The organism is Streptomyces sp. NPDC059142 (assembly GCF_042755665.1).
In the GTDB taxonomy this organism is placed as follows: Bacteria; Actinomycetota; Actinomycetes; order Streptomycetales; family Streptomycetaceae; genus Streptomyces.
This window is the reverse complement of the sequence record NZ_JBHZDA010000006.1, coordinates 118214-130764: the sequence shown is the minus strand read 5'-3', so window position 1 is coordinate 130764 and position 12551 is coordinate 118214. Positions and strand designations below refer to the sequence as shown.

Below are 12551 nucleotides of genomic sequence, written 5' to 3'. Positions count from 1 at the left end.
GTGTGTTTCTGTCCTCCATTTTGTGGGTTTCTTACCCCCCCCCCCATGTCTCCCGTGCCCGTAGCCGCGTTCGAGTCCGAGACGGAAAGATGAAGAGTTTCGTGAGATTGCAGCGGTGGAAGCAGCGCGCGTCGAGCGCAACCGCCGCCCAGAAAGCGGCTGATCGTGTGTTTCTGCCGATCGCGATCGGACAGATACTCGCCTCCGCGGAGACCTTGAGTCTCCAAGGGGAGTTCGACGACGACGGCTACCTCCGAGGCGTGTCGGCCCAGCAGTATCCGCCCGGCAGCCTGCGGCACCGGCTCGGCCGCGTCCTCGACCACCGCCGTACACCCAAGGTGCTCGCCGGCGTGACGCTCGCGGCGGCGACAGGGCTGGCGCTGGCCCGTGGACATCGCAAGGCGCAGATCACGGCGGCCGCGGTGATCGGAGTCTGCAACCGGCTGAGCGAGATCCGTACACCGTACGGCCGGGACGGCGCGGACCAGATGACGGCGGTGATCACGCAGTACCGCACCCTCACGGCGCTGATGGCCGACCCGCGGGTGTCCGACGACCTCTTTCTGCGCGCGGTCAACTTCCAGGCGGGTCTCAGCTACGCCGTCTCGGGCATCTCCAAGGCGTTCGGCAGCAGTTGGGTCCAGGGCGACGCGCTGCCCGAGGTCCTCAGGACGGAGGCGTACGGCCGGGGCCCGGCCGCGGAGATACTGCGCCGGCATCCGCGACTCTGCAGGGCGCTGACCATCGGCACGGTCGCGTGGGAGGCGTCGTTCCCGCTCGTCTACCTGCTGCCGCGCGCCCACGCCTCCCACGCGCTCTCCGCGGTCAAGCTCTTCCACGTCGGTGTGGCGGCGACCATGGAACTGCCGCGGTTCGTCTGGGGGTTCGTCGGCTCCCACGGAGCGGTCGGCCATGTGCTGGACACCCGGGGGCGGCGACGCACCTTCGAGAAGACCGTGCTCGGCATCGCCGGCGGGGTGACCCTCGCGAGCGCGCTGATCGCCCGGGAGAAGCGGACGATCGCCGAACAGCGGCGGCTCGGACCCAAGGGCGTCTCACGGCTCCGGAGCGGAAGCGGCGACATCGAGTACGCCGTCGACCACCCCACGGGAGGGCCGGACCACTCCCGGCCCGTGGTCGTCCTGGAGTGCGGCCTGGGGCAGTCCCTCGACTCGTGGGAGTGGGTCGCGGAACGGCTCTCCCTGGACCACACGGTCGTCCGCTACCACCGGTCCGGATACGGCTTCACGACATCCCGCGCGTCCAGCGGCGACCTCCTCGACGCCGTCCTCGACGAGGTCGGGGCCAAGGGCGAGATCGTGGTCGTCACCCACTCCATCGGCTCGCTGAGCGCCGCCTCCTACGTCCGGGACCCCCGCTTCGCCGACCGTACGCGCCGGCTCGTCATCGTCGACGGCACCGACCCGGAGCTGCTCGCGGCGGACCGCTCCGACCGCAGACGGTTCGGCACGTTCGTCCAGGCGCAGGTCCATACGCTCTTCGCCGCCGTGACCGGCGTCTACCAGTGGGCACCGAACGCGGTGGAGCGCCAGGCGGGATACACCCCCGACACCCAGTACAGCCATGTGCAGTTCGTGTTCTCGCCGAAGAACATCGTCAACTCGGTCCGTGAGTACCGGGCGGTGCGTACCGACGGCGCCCTGGCCGACCTCGGGGCGGTCGCCTCGGTCCTCGTGATCGCGTCCGGCGAGAACGCCGAACAGCAGGCGGCGCTCGCGCAGAAGATCGGAGCAGGCGTCGAGGTCGTCGACGGCTCCGCGCACCGGTCGATCATCGGATACAGGCAGCACGCGGAGAAGGTCGAAGACGCCATCAGAAGGTTCATGGATGCTGAGTGAACGGATACGCGGTGCTGCGGGCGCGTTCGCCGTGGGGGCGCTCGCGGCGCACCTCGTCTCGACGGTCCTCCAGAACACGCCCGACTCCTACAATCAGGACCTCCGGAAATTCACCGGCGGTTGGCCGCTGCCCGGCTGGCGGTTCTTCGCTCCCAATCCGGGGGTGCAGAACGTCCATCTGCTGGTGCGCGAATCCACCTCGTACGGCGCCGCGCCGACGCCCTGGCGCGATGTGACCCCGGAAGTGGACCACGGATGGACACAGGTTCTCTGGAATCCCGAAAGCCGGGGACCGAAAGCGCTGTTCGATGCGATGCAGCAGCTTTCCGTCATGAGCGCGAACCAGGCCGACTTCGGCTGGGTCACCCGGAGCCTGCCGTATCAACTGGTGTTCTCCGCGAGCCGGGCCGCGGCGGCGGACGATTCGGCCGCCCTGCAGTTTCTTCTCATGAATGTCTTTCCCAGCGCGCCACCGGAGCAGAGAATGAAGCCGATCCTCACCTCCGAATGGATCGCACTCGGCCCCGTTCCTGCCGAGGGGGCGACCACCGGATGAACGTGGAGCGATTCGAAGGTGCCGAACTGCATCTGCATGTCACGGGATCCATCAGCGCCGCACTGGTGCCGTGGTGGATTCACTGGCTGCGGGAACTCCATCCCGACCTGGTCGTCCATGTCTCGGTGACGCGGTCCGCCACCCGGTTCGTGACGGTCCGGGCCTTGCGTCATCTGGTCAACGGCCAGGTGTGGACGGATTCCTGGGACGACCCCGGACTGCCGCCCGAGGTCAATTCCGGACAGAGTGGCGCGTCCGAGTGTTTCATCGTTTTCCCCGCGACTCTGGACACCCTCATGCGTCTCGCGCAAGGCCGGGCGGATTCCCCCGCCCTGTTGATGTTCCAGGTGACGGAACGGCCCATCGTGATAGCCGACACGCTCCCCGGATCGAACGAGATCGTGGAGAGCAACATGAGCACCCTCCGGCTCCGGTCGAACATCGGATTCGCGCCCCGGGTGACCGGCGTACGGGCCGGCAGCCGCACGGCTGCCGAAGTGGGGTTCAACCTCCCGGGCGCCCTCGCCGTGGCCAACAAGATGGTGGAGAAAGGTCTTTCCCGTGAGTGACCCCAGTGTGTACGACCCGGCGGCGATCGCGGCCTACGACCGGGTGGCGTCGATGCTGTCCCCGGCCGCCGGGCTGGTGGCGTGGGTCTCCTCGCACCGGCCACTCGACGGGCGGACCGTGCTGGACCTGGGAGCCGGCACCGGGGTCTCGTCGTTCGCGCTGGCCGACGCGGGCGCCCGGGTGACAGCGGTCGACGCCTCACGGCCCTCGCTGGACCTGCTCGAAAGCCGGCGCGGCGAGCGCGGGATCGAGGCGGTGGAAGCCGACTTCCGCGAGCTCCGTATCGATAAGCGGTTCGATGTCATCACCCTTTCGAGGAATACATTCTTCCTCGCCCAGAGCCATGACGAGAAAATCGATCTCCTGCGGGTCGTCGCACGCCATCTGAAGCCCGGAGGCGCGGCCTTCCTGGACTGCACCGACCCCGCCGAATTCCTCCGGGCGGGCGGAGACGCGACCTCCGTGACCTATCCGCTGGGCCGGGAACAGATGGTGACGATCACCCAGACCTCGGATCGCGCCGCCCAGGTCGTCATGAGTATATTCATGGTCCACAGCGCGTCCGCGGTCACCGCGTTCCACGAGACGGCCACCTGGGCGACGCTGCCGGAGATCCGGCTGATGGCGCGGATGGCCGGATTGGACGTGACGGGCGTCAACGGGTCCTACGCGGGTGAGGACTACAGCGCGCGTTCACGGGAAATGCTCGTGGTTCTGGAGGAGAAATGACCGGAGTTCCCGCGATCGCGGCAGAAGGCGCGACGGTCATGATGGGTGACACCACCCTGCTCGCACCCACGACGTTCAGCGTGATGCCGGGCGAGTTCTGGTGTGTCACCGGCGGCAACGGCTCGGGGAAGACCACCCTCCTGCGCGCCTTCCTCGGCGGCCGTAGTCTGACGGCCGGCACCTGTTCGGTGATGGGCGAACCCGCCGACATGGCGAAGCCCCTGCACCGCCGCCGGGTGGCCTCGCTCGTCGAACCCATCCCCTTCGCCCGCGACATGACCCTGCGCGAGCAGGTGACCCTGGTCGCCGCGTCCTGGTACGGCAACGCCCCGGAGACCGCAGAAGGCGCCGAACGGATCATCGAGCGGCTGGGACTCTCCGCGCTGGGGGAGCGGTTCCCCCACCAGGTCTCGTCCGGACAGTTGCAACTCTTCAGCCTCGCACTGACGTTGGTACGGCCCGCCGATGTCGTCCTGCTCGACGAGCCCGAACGGCACCTCGACAGCGACCGCGTCGATCTGGTGGCCGACCTGCTCACCGAACGGACGGAGGACGGCACCTCGTTCCTGGTGGCCACCCACGAACCCGCGCTGGTGGAAGTACGCGACGGACGCGTGGAGTTGGGATGACCACGGACACCCTCGCGCAGACCGTGTCCGACGCCAGGACGCGCGTCCACGCCGTACGGCAGCGGTACGCCCGCCGCGGCGACCGTGCCACGGTACGGGGCCGCGCGTACACCGCCTATCTCGTCGCCCTGTTCGCCGTCTTCTACCTGGTGCCGGTCGTCCACGCCCGGTCCACGTCACCGGCGTTCGTATCCGTCGGGCCCCTCGCCGAGGCGACGCCGCTGATCTGCGCGCTCGCGGTGACGGTGTGCTGGGCGGCCCAGCTCGCCGGCCGGTTCTGGGGGCCGCTGGTCCTCCAGCCCTTCCTGCTGCACGTGTTCATGACCACGGACATCTCCCCGACGGACTACCTCGGCACGATCGCCCGGCGCCGGCTGACGTACACCGGCACGGCCGTCCTGCTCTCCGCGTGCGCGGCGGCCTACCTCGCCACCGACCTGTTCGACCGGCCCGGCACCGCGCTCCCGGGGCTCGCGGTCGTGGCGGGGCTCAGCGCCGTCGGAGCCGTGGCCTGGCTGTGGGGCCAGGTCCGGACGGTGCGCGACAACGCCGTGCTCGCCTGCGCCGCGGGCGCCGTGGCGCTCGCCGTGACCGCGGTGAGCGGGACGGGGCCGGGCGGCGAGGCCGGTCCATGGCTGGTCGCCGTCGTGGCGGCGGCCACCGTCGCGGGCCTCGGCCGGGCGGCCTTCCGGTCGATCCGTACGGTCGAACTGCCCCGGCTCGCCCGCGAGTCGGCCCGCGCCTCCCAGGCGCAGGCATACGCCTGGACGGGAACGCTCCACCACGCGCTCGACCTGTACCGGCCCGAGCCGCGCGGGCTCACCTCGGCGCTGATCCGCCCGGATGGGCGGCTGCGCGGGCATCTCGCCCAGGGCGCGGTCCGGGCGCTGCGCACCCGCGGCCGCGCGAGCGCGGCCGTGACGCTCCTGCTGATCGGCGGCGCCGTACTGACCCACGGGGCGGCCGGTCCGGACAGCGGCCCGGCGTGGCCCTGGTGGGTGGCCGGGGCGATCGGTGTGTATCTGGGATCGGGATGGGTGAGCGAGACATGGCGCGGCCTGCGCGACGAGTTGACCCTCGTTCCGCTCCTCGGCGAGTGGTGGGGCGGGGTGCTCGCCCGCACGCTGGCGTGGCCCGTCGTCGCCGTGACCGCCGGTGTGTCCCTCGGCGGCGGTGTCGCGGTCATGGCGCGGTGGTCGTCGCACAGCGGACGCCTGGGCACCACGGTCCTGCTCGTCGCGGCGACACTGGTGCTGGTGCTCGGTGCCAGGTTCCTGCGGGAGATGAAGCTGCATCTGCCGCTGGAGCTGCTCCTCCCGATCGTCACGCCGCTCGGCGATCTCTCCGGACTGCGCGTCGTGGCCTGGCAGTTCGACGGGATCGTCGCCGTGGTGACCGGCGTCGCCCTGATGAACGCCGTCCCCTCGGCGCTCGGCGCGGCCTCGCTCGCGCTGACCGTCGCCGCCTGCTGTGTCTGGACGGGACTGCGCAGAACAGGATGGGCGCACCGCGAACTGTTCCGCCGCCTCAGCCGGGCGTAGCACCGGGAACACCGGCGGGGACCACCCGCATGCCCAGCCCGCGCACCCGGTAGATACAGGTGTCGTCGCCCCACAGCGACGCGTCCGCCACAGCGTACGGGCCCCGCGCGTCCGTACCGGACTCGACGATGTCCATGTCCACCCGGATCAGCCCGCTCGCCGGGGTGATCTGGCCGCGGTACGTCCAGACCGTCTCGCGGCCGGGCAGCACCGGCTCGAACCGGGGGTGCGGAACGCCGTCGGCGGCGCCGCGTTCGAGCAGATGGAACTGGAGCAACTGGCACATGGCCTCCAGCCCCAACGACCCGGGCTGCACCGGGTCCTGGAAGAAGTGGGCGCGGAAGAACCACTCGCCGGGGACCACGTCCTTCTCGGACCGCAGCCGGCCGAGCCCCGCGCTGCCCCCCTGCGGCCACCAGCCGGTGATGCGGTCGAGCATCAGCAGCATCGGGCCCGGCAGCCGCGGCTCCCCGGCGAAGTACCGGTCGGGCCGCCCGGTCAGATCGACCGTACGCCCGCAGGGCTCCTCCAGCCGGGCCCGCTCCTCGGCCGCCACCGGGAGACCCGGCTGGTGGTCGAAGGACGACGTCGGGAAGTAGCCGAAGACCGTGGAGAGTTCGAACAGCGGCGCGCCGTCCGCCGTGCACGAGACGCGGAAGGACTCGACGATCATGTCCCCGCTGCGGGAGACCCGGGTCAGTACGGCACGGGTGGTGACCGTGCCCGTCGCCGGGGTGACCTCACCGTGGACGGTCCCCGTCCCGTCGAGGTTGCGGAACCGCAGATCCGTGGCGCTCGTCAGCGCGCTGCCCGCGTACGAGGCCAGCCAGCCGCAGGGTTGCAGCGCGATCTCCATGAGGACGGCGAACGGCATCGTCCGGCCGCCGCTCTGCTCGAAGTACCAGGCCCGCGCGGGCACGTCGTACTCCGCGACGACGGCGCTGTCCTCCCGCATACCGCCCTGCGGGCCGTCCACCGAGACGACCCGGCTCATGAAGTGGTACGGCGGGCCCGGCAGCCGCGCGACCCTCCGGGCGCCGTCGAAGGGCTCGTACGCGGCGCCGAACGCCTCGCTCGGTCTGCCCCAGGCGCACGCCAGCAGCGAGGCGTAGCCGAAGGGAAGTCCGTCGGACGCCACCGCCACGGGCTTCGCCTCCCGGTGCCCGGCCAGCCCGCCGAGCAGGGGGAGCGGCACCGGCAGGGCGTCGGTCCGCACGGTGGGCGGGCCCGAGCGCCGCCAGTGCGACAGCGGCCAGTCGGGGACCAGCCGCAGCGCCACATCGCGGCCCAGGAACGCCTTCGCGCCGTCCACCGAGCCCAGCACATCGGCGTACAGCGTGGGCACCGGGCCGGCCGAGACACCGCGTACGAACACCTCGTAGACGACGCGCCGCCCGGACGGGGTGGCCTGGCCCCGGCACATCGTCCGGCACGGGTGACCGGCGACCGGCTCGAAGCGCCAGCCGTCCCGGTCCAGGGTGAAGCCCATGGCCGCCAGGTAGAACGCCATCGCCTGGAGACCGCCCTGGAGCATCAGGGTGCCCGGCATGCAGGGGTCGTTCTTGAAGTGCCCCTCGAAGAACCAGTCGTCCGGCGACAGCGGGGTCTCGGCCCGCAGATAGCCGCGGCCCCACGGCCCTCCCGCGGGATCGAACGCGGTCACCTCGTCGATCAGCCGCAGACGGCCGTCGTCGAGCCCCGGCGGACGGACATGGGCCGCGGTCGCCTCCCAGCCGGGGCCGAAGCAGTCCGCCGGCCGGCCCTGGGCCAGGGCCGCGACACGTTCCGTACCGAAGCGGTCCTGCTCGCACCGGACGGCGGGCGGGTCGAGCGGCAGACCGTCACCGGGCGGATCTCCGGCCGGGTCCCACCGCACCCCGCCCCCGCCGGCCAGCTCCCGCGGGGTGAAGAACCCGGCCTGGCCCTCGCGGACGCTCAGCCGCAACTCGCCGTCCACGTAGCACTCGTAGTGGAAGAAGGCCAGCCGGACACCGTCGTGCTCCGCGTGGCCGTCGATGTAGATCTCGTAGCACAGGGTGTCTCCCGCCTCCGGCGGACTGCCGTGGTACGTCACCTCGCAGCCCAGCAGCCGGTAGGCGCGCTCGCCCCGGTTGAGGAGATCGACGCCCAGCCAGCTGAGCAGGAGCAGGTCCGCCTGGCCCGCCTCGATCAGCAGCCCGGCCGGGATGCGCCCGGTGGAGTCCAGATACCAACTGCCGGGCAGGACATCGGTCTCGGTCCAGATCCTTCCGTCGGTGCGCACCGGGCCCGGCTCGGCGAGCGCCGCCGGGACCGCGTCGATGCCGGTGACCCGGTCCGCGAACAGCATGGGCGGCGCGGGCATCCGGGTCTGCACGGCGTACGCGTCCTGCTCGGCGAACCGGGGGCCGAACAGGACGGAGATCTCCCGCGAAGCGAGGTGTTCGAGCTGGGCGCGGTCGAACTTCGGCCCCGGGCGTACGAGTCGGGCGGGCGCGGGCAGGCCCTCCGGCAGCCGCTCGGGGCCTGCGGGGGCGGGCGCACCGGCGTGCGGGCGCGGCGCCGGAAGGGCGGGCGCCCGCGCGGGGAGAGGCCCGGCGGCCGTCAGCGCGGTAACGGCGAGGGCCGACATGCGCAGGAACCGCTGGTGGGACTCGGTGTGTACGGCCATGATCTCCTGATGCAGCGCGGCGACCCGTCGGCTCTGCCGGACGACCGCGCCACGGATCCCCTCGGTCGCCTCCGCCGGTGGGAGGGGACCCGAGGCGCGGGTCCCGGCCGCCTCCCGGTCCGGCACCGGCGCCAGCTCCGGGGCCCGGGGCAGGGTCACGACCGCGGGTTCCGGGGGCGGCTGCGGCAGACACGGCGTCGCGGGTACGGCGACGGCCACGGTGGGCCCCGGGCGCGGAAGCCCGGTGGCGGCGTCCGCGAGGTGGGTGAAGAGGGCGTCGGCGCGCACCGGTACGCCCGCGACGACGAGTTCGGCCACCGCGAGGCAGAGCTGCCGTAGCCCGGTGTCGCCCGGGGCGTCCAGCGCGACGGCCACATGCTCCCGGTCGCCGAGCACCCGTCTGACCCAGCCGGTGCACAGTCTGCGCGGCCCGTGCTCCACGAAGATCCGGGCGCCGTCGGCCCAGGCCCGCTCGACCGTGGCCGCGAAGTCGATCGTGTTCAGCCCCTGCGCGGTGAGCGCCTCGGCGGCCCGCTCGGCCGTCGCCCGGTACGACCGCCCGGTGGCCCCGCTGTAGAACCGCACCCCGGGGACATCGACGGTGGGACGGTGGTGCACCGTGTGCCACACCGTACGGACCTCGGCCAACTCCGGTGCGTGTGCGGCGAGTTCATAATCCAACTCGATGGCACGGTCGGCGCCGATCCTGGCCACGGCGGCGGCGCACGCACGGGACTCGCCGCCGATGACACAGACCTCGGGCGCGTTCACCGCCATCAGATGGACGGCGGCCTCCTCGGCCAGCTCCGTACGGACCTCCTCCAGGGGCGCGTTGACCAGGTAGGTCGCCCAGCGCGAGCCCTGGACGCCCCGGCGCTCCCAGTGGCGTCGCACCGCCCGCAGCTCACCGGTCAGCTCCGTCGTGAACAGGCCGCTGGCCAGGGTGGCCTCGTACAGTCCGGCGGCGTCCGGCCAGGCGCCCAGCGCGACCAGCGCGGCCGACTCGCCCGAGGAGTACCCGACCGCGGCGTCCGGCCGCAGTCCGAGCACCTCCCGGGTGAACACGGTGTGGAAGACGGCGAGTTCGGCGGCGTCCCAGATCCGGCCGAACACCCCCCGCTCCGTCCCGGATCGCAGCCGTCGCCCGGTCTCCCCGTGCCCGGCCCGGACGGCCTCCCCGAGGGACGGCAGCGCGAGCATCAGCTCCTGGCCCATCCCCGGATACGCGGCCGAGCCGTTGGTGTAGACGAACGCCGTCCGCCCCACGACCGGCCCGTCCCGGTACACCACGTCCGGCGGACGGATCCCGCCCTCCGCCAGCCAGCGGCGGGCGGCCTCCTCGCGGCCCGGCAGCGCGGCGTCGTCGTCGACCACGAGCGCCAGCCGGGCCGGACCGGCGGTGGACCGCGTACCGGACTCCAGCGCCGCCAGCACCTCCCGGCGGCCGGCTCCGGAGTAGACGTACAGACGTGGAGCCGGGCCCCGCAGCCAGGGCCGGGCGTCCCCCGCGCGCAGCCGGACGCTCGCGGCGGGCCCCTCCATCGGTGTCACCACGACCCTGGCGGTGCGCGCGACGGCCGCGGTGTCCGCGGGCCGCCCGGCCCGCGGCACCGCGCGGTGCTGGAGCGCGAGCGCGGCGACCGCGACGGAGACCAGCCCGTACGCGGCATGTGCGCGGCCGAAGGACGCCGCCGGGTCGAACACCGCGTCGGGGCCGTCCCCGATGACCATGTCGGGGACCTCGGCGGGGGCGGTGGAGTCCACCGGTTCCTCGTCGAGCAGGGCGATGACGGTGTCACCGTCCGCGCGAGCGGTCTCCAGGGACTTGAGGACCAGGACGACCGCGGCGTCGCCCGGCGCGCTCTCGTGCCCCAACTCCCGCAGCGCGGCCCGGTGGACCACCTCGTGGGACAGATCGGTGGCACCGACGAGCGCGGCGTCCGCCTCTCCGGCCCGGACGGCGCGGGCCGCGACCTCCAGCGCCACCAGACCGGAAGCCTCCTCCGCCGACACCGCGAAACTCGCTCCCGCCAGGTCGAGTTGGGTGCTGACGCGGTTCGCCACCAGGTTCGGCATGCTGCCCACCACCGCCTCGGCGGTCATGGGCCCCACGAAGGCGTCCCGGGCGAGCGTCGCGGCCGGTTCCGAGCCGTCCGCCCCCGCCCGCTCCAGCCAGTACGGCACCCGCCAGCGCGCCCCCGCCCGCGCCACCTCCGGATCCACCCCCATCCCGACGACCACCATGGTCCGCTCGCGGGGCAGGGACACCGCCCCCGCCGCCTCCCGGGCGGCCTCCAGCACCAGGAGCTGATGGCGTACGGTCCGCTCCAGGGCCAGCGGCGGGAAACACAGCTCCGTCAGTTCCACCGCGATCTCCGCCGCGGCGCCGCGCCGTTCGCCGCCCAGCACCGCCCGCCGGAAGTCCTCGGCGCAGCTCCCGTCGCCGACCCGGGCGCCCAGCGCGACGATCGCCACCGGGCCACGGCCGCCGCCCGGCGCGCCCCGCACCGGGGCAGGGGCGGACGTGGCGGACCCCGGGCGTACCGGAGACGGTACGGCGGATCCCGGGCGTGCCGGAGACCGTGCGGCGGACCCCGGGCGTACCGGAGACCGTACGGCGCTCCCCGGGGCGTCCTCGTCCGGGTGGTCCACGATCAGATGGGCGTTCGTCCCGCCGAACCCGAACGCGCTCACCGCCGCCCTGCGCGGCCCCGGCCACGGCTCCGGCGCGCTCAGCACCCGCAGCGGTGTGCCCGCCAGCGCCTCCAGCGGACGGTCGGCGCCGAGCGTCGCCGGGCGGATCCCCGTACGCAGCGCGCCGACCACCTTCAGCAGCCCCGCCACCCCCGCCGAGGCCAGCAGATGCCCGACGTTCGACTTCGCCGAACCGATCGGCACATCGTCACCGGCGCCGAAGACCCGGGTCATGGCGCGCGCCTCCACCGCGTCCCCGACCGGTGTCCCCGTCGCATGGCACTCGACGAGCGACACGGTCCCGGGCGCGAGGCCCGCCGCGTCGTACGCCAGACGCATGGCCCGGACCTGGCCTTCCTCCGCCGGGCTGATCAGCCCGGCGCCGCGCCCGTCGTTGGAGAGCCCGACACCGCGGATCACCCCGAGCACGGGCAGCCCGGCGGCGCGCGCCGCGGACAGCCGTGTCAGCGCCACGAATCCGGCGCCCTCGCCGTGCACCAGCCCGTCCGCGTCCCGGTGGAAGGGCCGGCTGCGCCCCGTACGACTGGTCGCGGACAGCCCGCAGAACCCCACGTGCAGATAGAGGGGGTCGGTCCTGCTGACCGCTCCGGCCACCATCAGCTCCGCCGTGCCGTCGTGCAGCCGGTCGCACGCCAGCTTGATCGCGTACAGCGAGGAGGCGCAGGCGGCGTCGAGGGACCACGTGCCCGCGCCGAGTCCGAGCGCACGGGCCGCGAGCAGGGCGGGCAGTCCGGACGAGAACCGGTTACGGGCGTCGGGCCGTACCCGGTCCTCTCCCGCCATGAGGGCCTCCCGCAGCGGGGGGCGCTGCGCGGAGAGCCAGACGTGTTCGGCGAAGGCCGCCCCCAGCGGCGTCGGGTAGGACAGATTTCCCAGCACCAGCCCCGCGCGCGGCAACGGTCCCTCGCGCCCCGCCTCCGCGAGGGCCTGACGGACGCCGTACAGGACCCAGTGGAAGAGCGGGTCCAACGACAGGATCCGCTCCGGGGCGATCCGGAACCCGGTCGGGTCGAAGACGGACTCGAACCCCGTGACGTAGCCGCCGATGTCGCCATAGGTACGGTCGAGATGGTCGTCCACCGGGCCCATGGCCCAGCGGCGCGGCAGCCGCCACCGTCCCTCGGGGGCGGCCGTCAGACTGCCGCGGCCCGCCGCGACGTTCTCCCAGAACGTGTCCGGATCGAGCGCGTCGGGCAGCACACACCCCCGGCCGACGACGGCGATCGGTTCGAATTCCATACGGGGGCTCACCTCGGGCCAGGGGACGGGACGGGACGGGGACGGTGACGGTGACGGGCGGTG

At 72.9% G+C, this 12551-nt stretch carries 7 protein-coding genes; 6 read left to right on the top strand and 1 reads right to left on the bottom strand.

Translation table 11 applies throughout. From position 1 onward, the window contains the following. Positions 1-167 precede the first annotated feature (167 nt). Genes ACFXPK_RS04710 through ACFXPK_RS04685 form a run of 6 tightly spaced genes read left to right on the top strand, consistent with a single transcriptional unit; the run spans position 168 to position 5884 of the window. Positions 168-1859, top strand: coding sequence for an alpha/beta fold hydrolase (locus tag ACFXPK_RS04710; protein WP_385071619.1), 1692 nt, complete (start codon positions 168-170; stop codon positions 1857-1859). Continuing rightward, positions 1849-2415 (top strand): hypothetical protein, encoded by a 567-nt coding sequence (locus ACFXPK_RS04705; protein ID WP_385071617.1) that lies wholly within the window; start codon positions 1849-1851, stop codon positions 2413-2415. The genes ACFXPK_RS04710 and ACFXPK_RS04705 overlap by 11 nt, the downstream gene beginning before the upstream one ends. Further along, positions 2412-2984 carry a CypD family RiPP peptide-cysteine decarboxylase gene (locus ACFXPK_RS04700; RefSeq protein WP_385000544.1) on the top strand — a complete coding sequence of 191 codons (573 nt, stop codon included), beginning with the start codon at positions 2412-2414 and terminating at the stop codon, positions 2982-2984. The genes ACFXPK_RS04705 and ACFXPK_RS04700 overlap by 4 nt, the downstream gene beginning before the upstream one ends. Continuing rightward, entirely contained in the window at positions 2977-3714 is a 738-nt protein-coding gene (locus tag ACFXPK_RS04695) for a class I SAM-dependent methyltransferase (protein ID WP_385071613.1), read from the top strand. The genes ACFXPK_RS04700 and ACFXPK_RS04695 overlap by 8 nt, the downstream gene beginning before the upstream one ends. Continuing rightward, entirely contained in the window at positions 3711-4343 is a 633-nt protein-coding gene (locus ACFXPK_RS04690; RefSeq protein ID WP_385000538.1) for an ATP-binding cassette domain-containing protein, read from the top strand. The genes ACFXPK_RS04695 and ACFXPK_RS04690 overlap by 4 nt, the downstream gene beginning before the upstream one ends. Further along, positions 4340-5884: a hypothetical protein gene (locus tag ACFXPK_RS04685; protein WP_385071609.1), complete on the top strand. Its 1545-nt coding sequence runs from the start codon at positions 4340-4342 to the stop codon at positions 5882-5884. Before ACFXPK_RS04690 ends, ACFXPK_RS04685 begins: the two co-directional genes overlap by 4 nt. On the opposite strand, the gene ACFXPK_RS04680 is transcribed toward ACFXPK_RS04685, so the two are convergent. After that, positions 5871-12488 (bottom strand): beta-ketoacyl synthase N-terminal-like domain-containing protein, encoded by a 6618-nt coding sequence (locus ACFXPK_RS04680; RefSeq protein ID WP_385071606.1) that lies wholly within the window; start codon positions 12486-12488, stop codon positions 5871-5873. The two genes, ACFXPK_RS04685 and ACFXPK_RS04680, sit on opposite strands and share 14 nt — an antisense overlap. Between the last annotated feature and the right edge of the window lie 63 nt (positions 12489-12551).